We start from the raw sequence: 17,860 nt of genomic DNA, 5'->3' as shown, positions 1-17,860 counted from the left end.
AAATGAATGAAGTGTTGGCAAAGGGGATAAAAGCAAAAGAGGTTGCTAGAGAGCTTGTGCTTAAATCTACAGAGCAAAAAAACGAAGCACTTTCCGCAATAGCTGATCAGTTAATATTAGAAACAGCTTATATTTTAGAAGAAAACAAGAGGGATATTGAAGAAGGTAAGGCAAAAGGATTTTCTGATTCACTCCTTGATCGTCTTCTGCTAACTGAAAATCGTATTATTGATATGACAGAGGGGATTAAGCAGCTAATTGAATTACGTGATCCTGTAGGAGAATGTGTAAGTGCATGGGAAAGGCCAAATGGACTATCTATTCAGGAAATGCGCGTACCACTTGGTGTTGTTGGGATGATTTATGAGGCAAGACCGAATGTAACAGTGGATGCTGCTACAATTTGTTTGAAAACAGGAAACGCAGTCATATTACGTGGTAGTTCTTCTGCTATTCATTCTAATAAAGCGATCGTTGCCGTTATTCACAGGGCGCTCAAACAAACAAGCTTACCTCAAGAAAGCGTCCAGCTTATAGAAGATACAACGCGAGATAGCGCAAAGCAGTTGTTTACAATGAAGGATTATCTAGACGTTCTTATTCCAAGAGGTGGCAAACAATTAATCGATACTGTTGTGAGAGAAGCGTCTGTTCCAGTACTTGAAACAGGTGCGGGAAATTGTCATATATTCATTGATGAAACAGCGGATAAACAAATGGCATTGGATATTATTATAAATGCAAAAACGCAGCGTCCATCTGTATGTAATGCGATTGAAACGATTGTTCTTCATGAGAAGTGGGCAGAGAAATATGGTAGCGAGTTGTTTTCTTCTTTGAAGGATAGAGGCGTGGAGCTACGTGGTGATCAAAAAGCATTTGCAATGGATTCTTCAATTGTACTTGCTTCAGAAGAAGACTGGGGGACAGAATTTTTATCTCTTACACTAGCAGTGAAAGTGGTTTCCACTGTTGAAGAAGCGATTCATCATATAAATACGTATGGATCTATGCATTCTGAAGCAATTATTACTGAAAACGAGGAAAACGTCAGCAAGTTTTTTACTTCTGTAGATGCCGCGGCACTTTATCATAATGCATCGACTCGTTTTACAGATGGATCCGAATTTGGATTCGGAGCGGAAATTGGTATCAGTACACAAAAGTTACACGTAAGAGGACCAATGGGGCTTCCAGCATTAACTTCTACAAAATATGTGATTCGTGGAAATGGACAAATTCGAAAATAATAATAAAAGACACTCAATTGGCTTGGGTGTCTTTTATTATAAAAATTAATTACCATACAAATAGCCCAACGAGCATAGCACTTAATAAAGAAACAGCCATCCCGCTAACAAGAAGCTTCCAAACATTTTTACCGATGACTGATGATTTTTCTCCGCCAAATAATGAATTGTAAGTTCCGTAAATCATACCTACTGTACTAAAGTTAGCAAAAGAAGCTAGAAATGTCGTTGCAACCGCAACCGTATGCGGTTGTAGCGACTTTAAGTTTGATTTTAAATCCATCATTGCAACAAATTCATTCGTTGTTATTTTGATCCCCATTAATTCAGCTACATACATAGCATCACTGCCTGATAAACCGAGTAAAAATGCAAAAGGACTAAAGATAATGGAGAAGATTTTTTGAATTGTTAACCCCGTTACAAAAAATCCTAAAATCCCATTTAAACATGCTGTTAAAGCTACATATCCAATTACCATAGCTAAAATAACGATAACCATATTCATCCCGACTAACATACTGTTGGAAATAGTAGAAAAGAAATCCTTTTTTTCATGTTTGGAAGGTGTGTAAACAACGTCTTCTTCTTTCGAAACTTCCACAGGATTTAATACATTGGCTAAAATTAATGCGTTAATACAGTTTAATGGGATTGCGCTGAAAATATAAGTTGCTGGAACCATTGATAAATAAGCGCCAAGAATGGATCCGCTAACGCTACTCATACTCATAATCCCAAAAGTTAATAATCGATTTTCTTTTAAAACAGATAATTGATCACGAACAACCGCAAGTGCTTCGGTGTTTCCTAAAAACATCATTTGAATCGAAAAGAAACTTTCTAACTTTGGTAAACGAGAAATCTTTGAAATAACTGCACCTACTTTATCAATAATCCAAGTTAAGATTCCGAAATAAGATAGAATATCGAAAAAAGTAATAACAAAAATGATAGGAAGTAATGCGCTAAAGAAGAAATCAATTGTTTGATTTTCCATAGCGGATGGGAATGCAAATCGAATTCCTTCATTTGCACATGCCAGTAGCCAACTGAAAAATGACGCTATTTTATTAATGATAATACTGCCTAGCTTTGTGCCTAACATAAACCACGTAATAAAAAGCTCCAATATGATGAGAATTACAATTGGTCTCCATTTTATATGTTTTTTATTAGGCGAACATAAGAAAACGATTAATAAGACAACGAAAATCCCTAACATATTCAATATGAAATACATGTCAACAACTCCTTGAGGCTTATTATTTGTATATAAAAAAGCCTCTATTCTTCCAAATTTGGATTATGATCAGAAGTTATGAAGAAGGTAAATGATGTTTGGGATTCCTATATTTTGATTTGCTTTATTTTGAGCAATCGCAGTATTTACAAAACAAGTAGCTATTTTCAATTATTTGGTTGCATGTTAAACGTCAGCAAATGTAAACATCGCTTATAAATAAGAACGGTGAGTTGGCCATGAACCTTGGAGTTTTCGAAGTTGTATAATTTGTCCTGTATGATAAGCATCGTGCAAAAGGATATTCAAATATTGTTGCCAAATTGGTAGAGAAGGCTTTGGCTGATCTAGTTCTGCTTCTTGAAAGGATGTTAATGAAGCTTGTAAGGCATCATGTACTTGAAGCGTTCGTTTCACTGTTTGCTGCCAAGCGGCATCATCATTAGGTCCACCTTGGATAAACGTCTCATCATTATTTTGTGGAGCAACAAATGTGTCGTCTTCATGTAAGCGGGAAAGTAGGCGTTCTTTAAAGATTAATAAATGGTTCACATTTTCCCAAATCGTATTACTGGCAGCACCTTCTGGTTGCCAACATGCTTGTTCAGCCGTAAGATTCTTTAACGCTTCTGATATTGGTGGGTACCATTCTTCTTCGTAAAAAACTTGTTGGACTCCATTTTGCAACATTTCTTTTCTTCCCATTCCTATAGCCTCCTGTTCATTTTTCTTAATAAAACCAATTCTCTTTTCTCTTCAATAAACCTTTTCTATAGTTGCACAAGAGGGTGAAAGACAACTTATAACAGAGCCATTAAAAAACTTCTTTTTAATATGATACTTAATAATCAAGGCTTTAATTGAGTCAGAATGAAAAAGAGTATAAACCTTTCTCTATTTGCCCATTGATTAGAGTTTTTTTGAAGTCGCAAAATAATTCTAAAAATATAGAAGGTTAAATTCGATAAAAATAGAATTTGATATATAGCAAACAAGGAGGGGATAAAAATGGAGGTCTATCACATAACGAGTAGAAAGAGGGAAACTTATAACGTTCAAGTGAAATATTCGATACTTTTCGAATGTGCGCTTGGCATTGCAGCAATTACTCATAAGAGGTTAATTGATACACTTGAAAAGAGTCAAAATGAATGGGAAGAAATTAAGAAATCATTAACAGAAGAAATGAGAGAGCACTTACAATTTGTCGAAGAAAATAATACGTGGAAAGCATTGCTTCAGTTGTTGTATGAAGAAGACATACAGGATGTATCACAGTTTCATGTTAAAATCGATTCACTTTCAGAAGAAGATTTGAAGTATATATGTTTACCATTTTTAGGGGAGAAATATGAGAAAAAAAGACGTTTAGCCGCAAGTAGAGATGGAACTGCAATACATGAACTAAAAGAATTAACACATGATCATCAGTTTTTCTCTACGTACATTCGCTTTATATGTGATGTAGATGTACAAGTGCTGAAATCTCATTTAATCGCTGTAATGACAGGTTGGTATGAGAGTGTAATTAAGAGTGAGGAAGAAGAAATACTTTCTATATTAAAACGAGATTATGAAGCAAAAAATGAAATGAATAAAAAGATGAAGCCGGAAGAGTTTGTCGAGTGGGCGACTGGTGGCGTGAACTATATGCCAGAGCCAAGTGTTCATCACGTACTTCTTATTCCGCAAATGACGTACAGACCGTGGAATATTGAAGCAGATATTGATGATACGAAAGTATTTCATTATCCAGTTGCGAATGAAAGCATTCATCCTGAAGATCCGTATGAACCGAATTATTTTTTAGTTCAAAAACATAAGGCTCTTGGGGATGAGGCGAGATTGCGAATTGTAAAAATGTTGTTTGAAAAAGAACGTACTTTACAGGAAATAACGGAAAGATTGCAGCTTGGTAAATCGACAGTACACCATCATTTGAAATTGTTACGTGCAGCGAAGTTAGTTGATATACATGACGGAAAATATGTATTAAGGAAGAAAGCAGTACAGTCGTTAGCAAAAGAATTAGAAGCGTTTTTGAATAGATAATATGCAACAAGAATGTACATAAAGGGAGGAATTTAAGAGAAAAGTTGGTGAGCTATAGTGAAGAGTGTATTGAAAAATCGTTCTTTCTTTTTTATGTGGATTGGTAGTGCAATCTCAGAATTAGGAGGGGCTTTCGGAACGTTATGTAATTCAATTCTAGTGTATGAATTAACAGGATCGGAAATGGCTTTAAGTAGTATGTGGCTATTATATTTCATCCCATCACTCATATTGCAATTAATAAGTGGCCCATTTATTGATAAATGGAGCCGGAAGTGGATTATGATTTGTTCACAATGGATACGAGCGTCCGTATTCTTATTACCTTTGGTGATGCTAGTTACAGGTAGTATAGAAGTTTGGCACATTTATGTTGTTCAAATTGTAGTAGGATTTATTACACCTCTTTATATACCTGCGAGTCAGGCAATTACACCGAGCATTGTAAGTAAAGAACAACTTCAAGACGCAAATGCGTATATTGATGGAATGACTCGTCTCATGATGTTTCTTGCGCCAGTATTAGGTGGAGTAGTCATTCATTACATTGGAACAGAATTTACATTATCTTTCGTATGTATTTGTCTATTTGTTAGTGGTGCTTTCTTACTTTATATAGAAGAAAGGAGAACTACAACAGATATACGAAAAACGTGGTTAGAACAATTTCTTCAAGGTTTTACATATTTTTTTAGAAAACCAATCATCGTTTGGCTCGGTATATTTCTTACTTTCGTACAGTTTGGAGTAGGGGTAACGATGGTTACAAATCTTCCATATATAAAAGACGAGCTGTCAGCGGGATATGCAGAGTACGGTTATTTCATAGCAGGTTTTCCACTTGGCTACGTAATTGGCTCAGTATTAGTCGGAAAAGTAACATATAAAAGCCGGCGTATACTTATGCTCGGAGGATTGTTTATAGGGGGACTCACATACATTTCATTAGGGTTCAATCATAGTATTATCATTGCAATAATAATTGAAGTAATAGCAGGGATTTGTATTGCATTTTTCAATGTTCATAACACGACAATATGCCAACAAACCGTCCCAAATAATATGATAGGACAAGTATTTTCAGTGCGTTTATTTTTTATACGATCCGCTATGCCATTAGGTGTGTTAGTAGGGGGAATATTGAGTGAAATGTGGGGAGTAAGAGCGCTATATGTAATCATCGGTACAATTATATGTGTTACATCTTTAATAGGGATGTTACTGCCATATTTCAAATTTTTAGATGAGGCGATAGAAAAGAAATCAGCATAATTCAAAAAATTAAAACTTTACAATTGAAAATAATTATCATAATCAATTATAATAGAAGAATACTAGTATTCGTATAACAAAGAGGGAGTGGGATATATGTTTATCGAAACGAAAACATTTACAGTAAAAGAAGGTACATCAAATATAGTTGTAGAACGTTTCACTGGAGAAGGTATTATTGAAAAATTTGAAGGCTTCATCGACTTAAGTGTTCTCGTGAAAAAAGTAAGACGCGGCGACGAAGAAGTTGTCGTAATGATTCGCTGGGAATCTGAAGAAGCATGGAAAAACTGGGAAACAAGTGAAGAACATTTAGCTGGACATAGAGCGGGCCGTGGTAAACCAAAGCCAGATCATATTATTAATGTGGATCATGCAGTTTATTATGTGAAATCATCGAAATCGGCTTATCAACAGTCGTAATATACAAGCAGAGGATACATGTTGTAGAAGCAATCATGTATCCTCTTTTTTATTACTGGGGGGATGGGAATGATAGAAAAACTTGCATTCATTACATATGAACAACATAAAAAATTAGTGCAAACAATAGTAGCGGAAGTCTTATCTATGGAAAAGGTAAATGGATTCATGCTAATTGGATCTGTTGCAAGAGGCGATGCATATCCTGAATCTGATTTAGACTTCTATATTCTTTTAGAAGACGGACAAAAGAAGAAATTTCATTCTGAAATGAGAGAAGATATTTTAGTTGAATATAAGGGTGCAGATTTTAATCAAATTCAAGTAAACTTTAAAAACAATCCGATGGAACTATACTCATTTCTAGAAGGGAAAATTTTGTTTGATAAAAGCGGTGAGTTAAAAAAGTTAAAGGAAATAGCTACATATGAATTTGAAAACTATCGTGTTTCAAGTGACAAAATGAAGGGCATTTCTCATTGGTTGCATAGTTCGCTTATTAAAATTCAATCTGCTTTAAAAGCAAATGATGAGTTAAAAGCTTCATACTTAGTTCATACGTCAACTTGGACATTGTTAGAAGGGATATGGGCTATTAATAATAAGCCAGTACCGCCAGCGGGATCTGCTTTAAGGTATATTCAAACGTTGCCGAATAAGCCAATTCATTTAGATGAGTTACTTAATAAGCTATTTTTAGGTGATACAACAGAGCGCGTCCCTTCAGCAATTTTCCTGGTTGAGTGGGTTCTACACAATCTGGAAAATAAATAATGAGACTATTTTATATAGGTACATTAATATTTCACGTCGAACGGTTTATATAATTGCAGTCATAAAAAACGTTCTAGGCTATGGAGAAAAGTATTAGACTTATAAAGCATAGTCTTAGACGGAACGCTTGAATATCTTACCTTGCATATTTAAGTGTTATGAAAATGAGTCTACATACCCTCTGCTTAAAAGGAGATGAGTGAATGAAGTTAAATCATTTGAATTTATGTGTTGATGATTTATCAGAAGCGAGACATTTCTTTGAAACATTTTTTGATTTTCAATTTTTGGAGCAAAAGGGAAAGCACTTGTAGTTATGAGTGATGAGAGTGGATTTATACTGGTGCTAAGCGACCCCAAAGCATTTAAGGGGAATAAGGAAGTGATGTATCCAGAAGCTTTTCATATTGGTTTTTAGTGGATACTTCAAATGAAGTTGATCAAACATATAATCGTTTAGTAGCTGGTGGCATTGAAATAGACAAGGAACCGTATACGATGAGAGGTAGTAGTTATGGTTTTTATTTTACAGTATTTAATGGCTTATTAATTGAGGTGTCTTGTCTTGAGTATAGAGAAGGTAAGAAAGTTTCAAAGCTTAATAGTAATCATCAAGAGTAATCATTTGAAGGTGTATAGAATTTAAGTATGTATCATATTAGAAGACGGATTAAGAAAGTTTCACTGTAAAGTAAAAAAGACAGACTAATAAATAGTCTGTCTTTTCACATTAATTCTTCACATCATCATAAAGTTCAAGCGCCTCTTTCACATTAAATCCATTCTTCACAATGCCATGTATCGCTTGAATCATCGCAGCTGGGTGCTCGGATTGCCATATGTTTCGGCCCATGTCTACTCCAATTGCGCCTTCTTGCAGCGCATTGTACGTAATGTTTAATGCGTCTTCAATTGAATCTAGTTTTGGGCCACCTGCGATGACGACTGGGGCAGGGCATGTGCTCGTTATTTTTTCGAATCCTTCGCAGTAATACGTTTTAATAATATCAGCACCCATTTCAACACATACGCGGGAAGCAAGTGCTAGAAAGCGAGCTTCACGTTTTTGTAATTCTTTTGCGACTGCGGTAATGCCGAGTACAGGTAGGCCGTAATCGTGAGCTTCAGAGACTACATTTGCGAGATTCGAAACAGTTTGTGTTTCATAGTCTGATCCGACAAAAACAGAAACGCCAACGCCAATTGCGTTTTGCTTCACTGCTTCTTTTACAGGTGTAACAATTGTTTCATTCGCTAAATCTTTACCGACGACAGTAGCGCCGCCAGATACACGCATAACCATCGGTGTGCTGCAGTTTTCAGGAATGCAGGAGCTAAGTACACCGCGCGTTAAAAAGAGGGAGTCTGTATAAGGAAGTAAGTTTTTTACTGTTTCAAGTGGTTGTTCTAGTCCGTGAATTGGTCCTAAGAAATAACCGTGATCTATTGCTAACATAACCGCTCTACCATCAGGTAAAATTGTATTTAATCGATTTTTAAATCCCCAAGTCATTCCAAATCACTCCTTCGTTAATGTTGGATTTTCCGTTTGTACAGTATCTTTATTTGGTAAATGTGGTGACTTAATAAACACAGCTTTAAAAGGTTTGTCAGAATGGTTAATAAGATAGTGAGATTCATGAGGACGAACTTGCAGGACATCACCTTGTTTAATTGGAACTCTTTCATTATTCACATAGAAATCTATTTCACCTTCTAATGCATAAAAGACCTCTTCGCACGTCGTATGATAATGGTTTTGAAACTCCTGGCCCGGTTGAATGACAACAAGGCCAAGATCAATATTTGGACCTTGTATTAAATATTTCGGCCCGTTATCACCGAAGCGATAGGAGAAGTCATTTTCATTCGCTTTTAACATACAGTTCACTCCTTTATGTAATGTGTTACAGTGCACCAGGCGCAATCCACATATGTGAGGTGAGCCCTTTATCAGCTAAAGCGAGCTGACTGTCATATACAGTTTTCCATGTTTCATAGAACTCTTTATATAGTTCGTGATTTTCAGTAACTGGTTCGAATGTTTGCTCCCACTGTACAAACTCTTCGGCAGTTTCTTCCATAGATGAATATATGCCAGCACCAACTCCAGCAGCAATCGCAGTTCCTAAAGCAGCTGCTTCTTTCACAACAGGTACTTTTACAGGAATACCGAGTACGTCTGATAGAATTTGTGGCCATAGTTTTCCTTTAGCGGCACCGCCAGCAAAAATAACTTCAGAAGGGAATGTGCCAGTTAGATTTTTTATTAATTTTAAGTTTCCAAGTGTAATGAAGGCTGCATTTTCTTCAATAGCACGAAACAGTTCTTTTTTTCCGCATTTGTCAGCGTCTAAACTTAAATTTAAAAAAGAAGGTGCGGCATGACGCCAAGAAATGTAGTTCATAACGTTTGAAAAAGTAGGGATAATGCCATGTGAACCGACAGGTACGTCTTTCGCTTGTTCTTCTAGTAATTCATAAGCATCTACACCGAGTTTATCAGCAAGTTTCTTTTCTTCTTGGCAAAAAGCGTCTCGAAACCAGCGCATAACGAGACCTGGGAAAAAGGCGATTGTTTCATATTGCCATAGGTTCGGAACGACGTGACAATTTACTCGAATCGTAGCATGTGGATCTGTTATTGGCTCAGTAACATTCACTTCTTGTTGCCAAAAGCTACCCCCGCATATTAACGTTTGATTCGGTTTCACGATTCCTGTTCCGAGCGATGCCATTTGAGCATCTCCACCCCCGGCGACGACAGGAATCCCTTCACGTAATCCAGTTAATGCTGCACACTCTTTTGTAACGTTGCCAATTACTGTACCAGCTTCATTTACTGTTGGTGAAAATGGCAAAGATAGACCGCACTCCTTAGCGACATCGTTATCCCACACTCTATTTTGTAAGTCAAAAATACCTGACGTGCATCCGTTTGAGGGATCAATTTGTAGTACGCCGCTTAGTTTATATAAAATCCAATCGTTTAACATTGTAAAAGAGTGAATATTATTATAGACGTCGGGTTCATGTTTTTTTATCCAGAGTAGGCGTGGTAAAGCACCTAATGAAAAAGTTTGACCAGACTTTGTATATAAATCTTTTTCAAGATGTGACCGAATTTCTTTTAATTCACTAACTTCGACGGATGCGCGCCCATCAACATTTGCACACGCCCATATTTCTTGCCCATCTTGATCATATAAAACAAATCCTTCTCGCATACTTGTAGCGCTAATAGCAAGAATAGAAGAGGCAGGAGTGTTGCTTTTTTGAAGCACCTCTTTCGTACATTCTTGTACTAGCTTCCAATTTTCTACTACATCAAAGTTCATAGAGCCCGGATAACGAAGGTCAGATTTGTGAATCCATTCTTTTTGACTTACTGCAATTTGATTACCATGTAAATCAAAAAGAACTGCTCGAATGCTCCCTGTACCAGCATCGAAAGCTAATAAATGGGACATTAACAATCACCATCCTTTCGTAATAAGGAGAGGGCAGTTTCCTCATCGGTAATTAATGAATGAATAAACTTTCCTTTTAAGGCACCATAAATTGCATCTATCTTTTCAGTACCTCCAGCAACACCGACGACATGCTTCATATTGCGCAAAATAGAGAGGGGCGTGCCAATTAGACGATTGTGATGCGAGAGTTCTAATAAATCGCCATTTGTATTATAAAACTGTCCTAAAATATCGCCAGCACCGTTTTGACTACGAATATATGTCATCTCACGTAGTGTTAATTTTTCTTCTTTTACAATCGTAGCGTCTTGAGATAATCCCCCAATACCGACAACAGCCGTATGAGCAAGTGAAGCGACTTGAAGCATATCTTTTACACTCGGTTCTGATAGAATACTTTGTGCCATTTCGGTTGTAGACGCTAGAAACGGCGTAGGGATAATGTGAAGTTCGCCTTGCATGTAGTGTAAATAGTTTTGTTTTCTCGGGAGATAGTGATTTACCCCGCCTGTGAGCGTTACGATTGAAAGGTTGATAGAACTTTCAAAATGAATGTTTTCTAGCATTTTGCTAATTGTTTCTCCCCAGCCAATACCGAGTAAATCGCCTTGCTGGAGATGAGTTTCTAAATATTGTGCAGCAGCTTTTCCGAGAGAAGCGTGATAATTGTTTACTGGGGTAGGGATAATAAAAGCATCTTTTAAGTGGAATTTTTTCATTAGGTCACGCTCAATACTTAAACAGTGCAAACCAGTCCCTTTTACGTGAAATGTAACGATACCTTCACTCCGCGCTTTATCTAATAACCGGACGACTTTATTTCTTGAAATATCAAGAAGTGACGCGATCTCCTGTTGTGTTAATTGGTCTTTATAATAGTACCAAGCTACTTTAGTTAATAAATTTTCTTCAAAGTTCAGCTGAGTCATACTCTTCATCCCTTTCAACAATTGACCACAGCTTAAACATATGTACCATATATTTTGTTTATTCCAGTTGAAACGATTAATAGTACGTAGAAAAAAGTGTTCTAGATATAAAAAAAGGAATATACAATGCTACAAAACAAGTAGAACAAATAATCATTTTCTCAAAAAATGTTCTGGATAAAGGCAGGTGACATCATGTGGAGAACGTACCTTTATTACAAGTAAAGAAAATGAGTAAGGCGTTTTTAAATCAACTTGTATTAAAAGAAGTGAACTTACAAGTAGAGCGCGGAGATATATACGCTTTAGTGGGGGGAAATGGCGCCGGGAAATCAACATTAATGAAAATATTAACGGGGTTATATTCGTATGATGATGGAGAGATGTATGTAAAAGGAATGAAGCAACAGTTTTCAAATCCATCAGAAGCACACCGAAAAGGTATTTATTTAATACCGCAAGAACCACTCATTTTTCCGCATATGACTATTGAAGAAAATATATGTATCGGGTTAAAAGAAAAGAAAAAGAAAAAGAAAAAGAAAAAGAAAAAGAAAAAGAAAAAGAAACTAAAAGTACAGATTCAGCAATTGATTAGCAGCTTAGGATGGGATATTGACCTTAATAAACTAGGAGGAACATTATCGATTGCGCAACAACAGTTAGTAGAAATAGTTAGAGGATTAATAAGAGAAGCTGAGATTCTTATTCTAGATGAGCCAACATCGACATTAACAACACACGAAATTAAGAGTCTTTTTGTGTTGATGAAAAGTTTACAAGAAAAAGGAATTGGGATGATTTATATTACGCATCGTTTTCCAGAAATCTTTGAAATTGCCAACAAAGTAGCAATACTACGTGATGGAATGGTTGTAAGCCAAGGTGATGTATGTGACTATACATATGACATGCTGATGGAGGGACTATTGCCAAAAGGATATAAACAGAAAGAGAAAATAGAAGTAGTTCAAGAGACAGTAAAGACGAAAAAAATATTAGAAGTGGTTGATATAAATGGTCACGCATTCGAAAATATATCATTCACTGTACATGCGGGTGAGGTTGTAGGTGTTGCTGGCATTATAGGATCTGGCAGAACGGAATTAGCAGAAGCGATATTTGGATTGAAAACTATAAAATCAGGGTCTATCTTATTGGGTGGAAAATCAATTGATACGTGTTCTTTGCATAAAAGGCTAGACGAAGGACTAGTTTATGTGCCAGAGGATAGGGTGAGGAATGGAATTTTCTCAATTGCTTCTGTTAAAGAAAATATTGCAGCAGCAAGTTTATATCAAAATAGTCGCTTTTTTATAAATCAAGAAAAAGAAAGCGCTTTAGTTAATTCGTTTATAGAACAGTTCCGAATTGTTGTACAGAATATGAATAAAGAACTGGCATCTTTATCAGGAGGTAATCAGCAGAAGGTCGTGCTTGCGAAGTATCTTGCATGTAATCCTAAAATTATTATTCTTGATGAGCCGACTCGCGGAATTGATGCGAAAGCAAGGCTTGAAGTGTATGAGACGATAGAAAAAATGAAAAGGGAAGGACTCGCAATTTTATTAATCTCTTCAGATGTTGAAGAAATTGTCCAATTAGTAAACCGTGTATATGTAATGAGAAATGGGCGATTTGTTTCTCATATGGAAAAAGAACAACTGAGTGTGAATGAAGTTACACGCCTTGCATACGGAGGTGTAGCGGAATGAAACGTATGTTAAAAATGCATGAAACGTCTATCATACTGTTACTACTAATTTATATAGCTATTGTAGGAATGATAAACCCTAGTTTTATTCAATTTAACTCGTTATCTTTACTGATAAAATCAAGCGTTATTTTAGTCGTGCTAGCAATCGGTCAATCGTTCGTCTTATTTACGAAAAATATAGATGTATCAGTTGGTTCAAGCATGGGGTTAAGCGCAGCAGTTTGCGGAATGATGTTAACGAATGGGTATAGTGCATTCTTGTCGATATTTGCTGCTATTATACTTGGGGCCATTATCGGTTTCGTAAATGGTATTGGGGTTGCGAAGTTTCGGGTACCAGCCATTATTATGACATTAGGCATGTTAGGAATTATTAGAGGTGCAATGTTAATTTTCACAGGCGGTAAGTGGATAGAAGATATTCCAAATGATTTTAAGCAGCTGTCATCTATCGTCATTCTTGGTTTACCTATAACTGTATGGTTCGTTCTTATTATTTTACTACTACTATACTTCTTTTTAAGGAAAGTGCCATTTGGAAGATACTTTTACGCGGTAGGTGATAATGAAGATGGCGCGAGACTTATTGGTATACCTGTTAATAAAGTGAAGATATATGCGTTTATGATTTCAGGCATAAGCGCTGCGCTCGCTGGGTGCATATTTGTTATGAATATCGGGTTCGTTCCGAATCAAACAGGTACAGGATTAGAATTACAAGTAATCGCAGCCGCTGTACTAGGAGGAATTCATTTAAAAGGAGGAACAGGATCTTTATTTGGAGCTGCATTAGGAGCGTTATTTTTAGAAACAATAAGCAGCTCACTCGTCTTTTTAAAAATACCAGCATTTTGGAATAATGCTATTTCAGGTTTTTTATTATTACTTATCATCATATTAGATAGTGTTATGAAAAAGTGGAAGGCAGAAAGGAGGATGAATCTATGAAGTATGTATATAGATGGGAAGGGGTTCTAATTGTATTACTTCTTGTAGAATTCATCCTTTTTAGTTTAATAAATAGTGATTTCTTAAATATTAGTAATCTCCTTTTTAGTACAAATGATTTCCTATTTATCGCAATTGCGGCGATACCAATGACTTTTGTTATAGTAACAGGAGGAATTGATGTATCGATCGGCTCAATAATGGGGCTCACTTCGATCTTAATCGGTGTACTTTGGATGAACGGAATACCTATTTTGTTTGCTGTTATAATCGCCCTAATAATTAGTTGTTTAGCAGGCGCTTTAAACGGACTCATTATAAAAATGACGGATGTAGAACCACTCGTCGTTACACTCGGAACGATGTTTTTATACGGGGGAATTGCCCTCGTCATTTCAGGAGGGGCAGGTGCTTCTGGGTACGAAGGAATAAGCGGTTTACCTGATACTTATGTACAACTAGCAAATGGTAGTTTTATAGGAATACCCAATTTATTATGGCTACTTATTTTATTAACAATTGTATGCACGATTTTGTTTCACCGAACGATATACGGGCGCCATGTAAAATTAACAGGTGCGAACGAAAATACAGCAAAATACACCGGGATTAAAACGAAAAAAGTAGTCATTATCGCTTACATACTTTCCGGGTTAGGAGGTGGATTAGGAGGTGCTTTCTTAACCGCATATTTTGGTTCCGCACGTGCTGATATGGGAAGTGAAACAATTTTACCAATCATTACAGCAGTCGTATTAGGCGGGACACTTATTACGGGGGGAAAAGGAAGTATTATTGGTACTGTACTAGCGAGTATTTTTATTGGGCTCATGCAGTATGGCTTGCAAATGACGGGTTTAACAAATGAACAATCCAATGTAGTAATAGGTATTATCCTTATTCTTTCAGTTATTATGAGACATTTCAAATTACATCAATTCTTAGCGGAGAAAAGAAGGAATTTGCATAAGGGGGAAATGTCATGAAGAGAAAACTGGGGATTGTATTGATTGTATGTATTTGTTTAATCGGTTTAATTGCGTGTTCTAGCCAAACGGCAGATAAGAAAAAGGCTGATGATGTGAAATTTGCATTTATTCCGAAATTAACAGGAGTTGGTTTCTTCACATCGGGTGGTGAAGGGGCAAAAGAGATGGGAGATAAGTTAGGCGTGCAAGTGAAGTATGATGGACCGTCTGAAGCGAGCGTATCCGGGCAAGTAAAGTATATAAATAATTTTATTAACCAAAACTATGATGCACTTATGGTTTCCTCTACATCAGTTGATGGTTTATCGCAATCACTACAACGTGCTAAGAAAAAAGGAATGACTGTCTTAACGTGGGATTCTGATGTGAATCCGAAAGACCGTTCCTTTTATATCAGCCAAGGAACACCAGACCAACTTGCTAATTTATTAATAGAAATGACTTCAAAGCAAATTGGAGATAAAGGAAAAGTAGCCTTCTTTTATTCTAGCCCGACAGTAACGGATCAAAACCAATGGGTAACGAAAGCGAAAGAAATTATTAAAAAGAAATATCCGAACTGGGAAATTGTAACGACGCAGTACGGTGAAAATAATGCGCAAAAGTCTTTGTCAGTAGGAGAGAATATTTTAAAAACGTATCCTAATATTAATGCAGTCATTTGTCCAGATGCAACGGCACTTCCGGCAATGGCACAAGCAGCTGAAAATTTAAAAATGGATAAAAAGGTTGTCGTAACTGGCTTCTCTACACCAAACGTTATGCGTGATTACGTAAAACGAGGAACAGTAGCACAATTTGGTTTATGGGATGTAAAACAACAAGGTGCTCTCGCAACATATGTAGCAAATGAAATTGTTGTAAAAGGGAAGAAGTTAAAAGTAGGGGATAGCTTCGAAGTAAAAGGAATTGGAAAAGTGAAGGTAGAGCCAAACTCCATTCAAGGATATGATTATGAGGCAGAAGGGAATGGAATTATCGTATTACCAGAACGAGTTATATTTACGAAAGATAATATTGATAAGTATAATTTTTAGTAGACAAAAAAACGTCCGAATATATCGGACGTTTTTTTATTTCGTCATTAATTATGAACAGTTTCTTTTTCGTTTAATCCAAGTGTACGACCAGTAGAAGTGTGAAGATCTTGGAACAATCTTGGATTTTCAGTTAGTGAAATGCCATATGAAGGAATCATTTCTTTTATTTTTTCTTCCCATTCTACCATGCGGCTTGGGAAACATTTTTCTAATACTTCAAGCATGACGTGAACAGCAGTAGAAGCACCTGGTGATGCGCCTAGTAATGCGGCGATTGAGCCGTCAGCTGCACTTACTACTTCTGTACCAAATTGAAGTGTTCCTTTACCGCCAGCATCAGTATCTTTAATTACTTGTACACGTTGTCCAGCAACCACAATATCCCAATCTTCACTTTTCGCGTTCGGAATGAATTCGCGTAATTCTTCCATACGTTTTTCGTGCGATAACATAACTTGCTGAATTAAGTATTTTGTAAGTCCCATTTCTTTTACACCAGCGGCTAACATCGTTAAGACATTATTCGGTTTTACAGAACCGATTAAGTCAAGATTTGAGCCAGTTTTTAAGAATTTAGGTGAGAAGCCTGCGAATGGTCCAAACAGTAAAGCTTTTTTATTGTCTATATATCTCGTATCTAGATGAGGTACAGACATTGGCGGAGCGCCAACTTTAGCTTTACCGTACACTTTCGCATGATGTTGCTCTACAACTTTTTGGTTTTTACATACCATAAATAGTCCACTTACTGGGAAGCCACCGATATGCTTTGATTCAGGGATACCAGTCTTTTGAAGTAGAGGTAGGCTACCGCCACCGCCGCCAATAAAGACGAATTTAGCAGTATGATGCTCAATTTTACCACTATTCATATCGTGTACTTTTACTTCCCACAAACCATTTTTCGTGCGCTTAATATTTTCGACACTATGCTTGTAGTTTAGCTCGACATTTTTTGTTTTTAAGTAATCAAACAACATACGTGTTAATGCACCGAAGTTAACATCTGTTCCAGAGTCAATCTTCGTTGCCGCCATCGGTTCATTAGATGTGCGACCTTCCATAATGAGTGGAAGCCATTTTTTTAATGTTTCAGGAGCATCAGAAAATTCCATTCCTTGAAACAGTGGATTTTTTGAAAGCGCTTCAAAACGGTTTTTTAGAAACTCAACATTTTTTTCCCCTTGTACTAAACTCATATGAGGTAGTGGCATAATAAAATCTTGTGGATTACGAATTAATTTGCTCTTTACAAGATATGCCCAAAATTGTCTTGAAAGCTGGAATTGCTCATTCACTTTTACAGCCTTACTAATATCTATAGATCCGTCAGCTTTTTCGGAAGTATAGTTCAGTTCGCATAGCGCAGAATGCCCTGTACCTGCATTATTCCATTCGTTAGAGCTTTCTTCCCCGGCACTTGCGAGTTTTTCAAAAACTTTAATTTCCCATTCTGGTGCTAATTCTTTTAGTAATGAGCCTAATGTTGCACTCATAATTCCTGCACCAATTAAGATAACGTCTGTTTTTTGCTGCATGTTGCTCATGATAATCTCTCCATCCCCTATATTGGCAAAAAAGTGTAGGTGTTTTCTATGTCTAAGCCGTAAAAGAGAAACACCGCCTAGGCCCCACCTAGGTGTATACCTTTTTTGTCTCAATTATATAACCATCTCATACTCTATTATAATAATTAATAGACTAAAATATCTAGTGTTATCTGATAATTTTAAACTATTTAACGTTTTAT

General features: G+C 36.4%; 16 protein-coding genes and 1 pseudogene. 10 read left to right on the top strand and 7 right to left on the bottom strand.

The features are described from left to right. Positions 1–2 precede the first annotated feature (2 nt). Positions 3–1,250, top strand: a complete 1,248-nt coding sequence (gene proA, locus NST27_RS14370; protein WP_001006611.1) for a gamma-glutamyl phosphate reductase — start codon at positions 3–5, stop codon at positions 1,248–1,250. A gap of 49 nt (positions 1,251–1,299) precedes the next feature. On the opposite strand, the gene NST27_RS14365 is transcribed toward proA, so the two are convergent. Continuing rightward, a complete protein-coding gene (locus tag NST27_RS14365) occupies positions 1,300–2,493 on the bottom strand; it encodes a NupC/NupG family nucleoside CNT transporter (RefSeq protein ID WP_000273618.1) in 1,194 nt (397 codons plus the stop codon). A 213-nt stretch (positions 2,494–2,706) separates the two neighbouring features. Beyond that, complete coding sequence (locus NST27_RS14360; protein ID WP_000532726.1) at positions 2,707–3,198, bottom strand: DinB family protein; 492 nt, start codon at positions 3,196–3,198, stop codon at positions 2,707–2,709. A gap of 303 nt (positions 3,199–3,501) precedes the next feature. Here NST27_RS14360 and NST27_RS14355 point away from each other — a divergent pair, with 303 nt between their 5' ends. The 5 genes and pseudogenes from NST27_RS14355 to NST27_RS14335 all read left to right on the top strand — a co-directional run bounded on the left by NST27_RS14355 (position 3,502) and on the right by NST27_RS14335 (position 7,635). Continuing rightward, complete coding sequence (locus NST27_RS14355; protein WP_000454562.1) at positions 3,502–4,545, top strand: ArsR/SmtB family transcription factor; 1,044 nt, start codon at positions 3,502–3,504, stop codon at positions 4,543–4,545. Positions 4,546–4,602: 57 nt separating this feature from the next. Next, complete coding sequence (locus tag NST27_RS14350) at positions 4,603–5,817, top strand: MFS transporter (protein WP_000843809.1); 1,215 nt, start codon at positions 4,603–4,605, stop codon at positions 5,815–5,817. Positions 5,818–5,913: 96 nt separating this feature from the next. Next, entirely contained in the window at positions 5,914–6,240 is a 327-nt protein-coding gene (hmoA, locus tag NST27_RS14345; protein WP_000469498.1) for a heme-degrading monooxygenase HmoA, read from the top strand. A 69-nt stretch (positions 6,241–6,309) separates the two neighbouring features. Further along, positions 6,310–7,014, top strand: coding sequence for a nucleotidyltransferase family protein (locus NST27_RS14340; RefSeq protein ID WP_000570641.1), 705 nt, complete (start codon positions 6,310–6,312; stop codon positions 7,012–7,014). 203 nt (positions 7,015–7,217) lie between these two features. Then, positions 7,218–7,635: pseudogene (locus NST27_RS14335) on the top strand (VOC family protein). A gap of 109 nt (positions 7,636–7,744) precedes the next feature. On the opposite strand, the gene lsrF reads toward NST27_RS14335, so the two are convergent. Genes lsrF through NST27_RS14315 form a run of 4 tightly spaced genes read right to left on the bottom strand, consistent with a single transcriptional unit; the run spans position 7,745 to position 11,416 of the window. Continuing rightward, on the bottom strand, positions 7,745–8,527 hold the full coding sequence (gene lsrF / locus NST27_RS14330) for a 3-hydroxy-5-phosphonooxypentane-2,4-dione thiolase (protein WP_000219771.1): 783 nt from the start codon (positions 8,525–8,527) through the stop codon (positions 7,745–7,747). A 6-nt stretch (positions 8,528–8,533) separates the two neighbouring features. Continuing rightward, positions 8,534–8,896 (bottom strand): cupin domain-containing protein, encoded by a 363-nt coding sequence (locus tag NST27_RS14325; protein ID WP_000909986.1) that lies wholly within the window; start codon positions 8,894–8,896, stop codon positions 8,534–8,536. Between the two features lie 25 nt (positions 8,897–8,921). Further along, positions 8,922–10,484, bottom strand: coding sequence for an autoinducer-2 kinase (lsrK, locus tag NST27_RS14320; protein WP_000018811.1), 1,563 nt, complete (start codon positions 10,482–10,484; stop codon positions 8,922–8,924). Then, positions 10,484–11,416: a sugar-binding transcriptional regulator gene (locus NST27_RS14315; RefSeq protein WP_061661691.1), complete on the bottom strand. Its 933-nt coding sequence runs from the start codon at positions 11,414–11,416 to the stop codon at positions 10,484–10,486. Before NST27_RS14315 ends, lsrK begins: the two co-directional genes overlap by 1 nt. Before the next feature lie 197 nt (positions 11,417–11,613). Between NST27_RS14315 and NST27_RS14310 the strand changes: the two genes are divergently transcribed. From NST27_RS14310 to lsrB, 4 genes are read left to right on the top strand one after another with little or no spacing between them, the layout of a single operon-like run. Then, positions 11,614–13,131: a sugar ABC transporter ATP-binding protein gene (locus NST27_RS14310; RefSeq protein ID WP_047386378.1), complete on the top strand. Its 1,518-nt coding sequence runs from the start codon at positions 11,614–11,616 to the stop codon at positions 13,129–13,131. Further along, complete coding sequence (locus NST27_RS14305) at positions 13,128–14,081, top strand: ABC transporter permease subunit (protein WP_000827493.1); 954 nt, start codon at positions 13,128–13,130, stop codon at positions 14,079–14,081. The genes NST27_RS14310 and NST27_RS14305 overlap by 4 nt, the downstream gene beginning before the upstream one ends. Next, positions 14,078–15,067, top strand: a complete 990-nt coding sequence (locus NST27_RS14300) for an ABC transporter permease (protein WP_000878524.1) — start codon at positions 14,078–14,080, stop codon at positions 15,065–15,067. The genes NST27_RS14305 and NST27_RS14300 overlap by 4 nt, the downstream gene beginning before the upstream one ends. Continuing rightward, complete coding sequence (lsrB, locus tag NST27_RS14295) at positions 15,064–16,107, top strand: autoinducer 2 ABC transporter substrate-binding protein LsrB (RefSeq protein WP_000823654.1); 1,044 nt, start codon at positions 15,064–15,066, stop codon at positions 16,105–16,107. The genes NST27_RS14300 and lsrB overlap by 4 nt, the downstream gene beginning before the upstream one ends. A 47-nt stretch (positions 16,108–16,154) precedes the next feature. Here lsrB and NST27_RS14290 read toward each other — a convergent pair whose 3' ends face one another. Further along, positions 16,155–17,657 (bottom strand): malate:quinone oxidoreductase, encoded by a 1,503-nt coding sequence (locus NST27_RS14290; protein WP_000069138.1) that lies wholly within the window; start codon positions 17,655–17,657, stop codon positions 16,155–16,157. Positions 17,658–17,860 lie beyond the last annotated feature (203 nt).

Origin of the sequence: Bacillus sp. FSL W8-0770, from assembly GCF_038008705.1 — a bacterium.
Taxonomy (GTDB): Bacteria; Bacillota; Bacilli; order Bacillales; family Bacillaceae_G; genus Bacillus_A; species Bacillus_A cereus.
The sequence above is the reverse complement of the archived record's forward strand: the minus strand, read 5'-3'. Positions and strand labels throughout refer to the sequence as shown.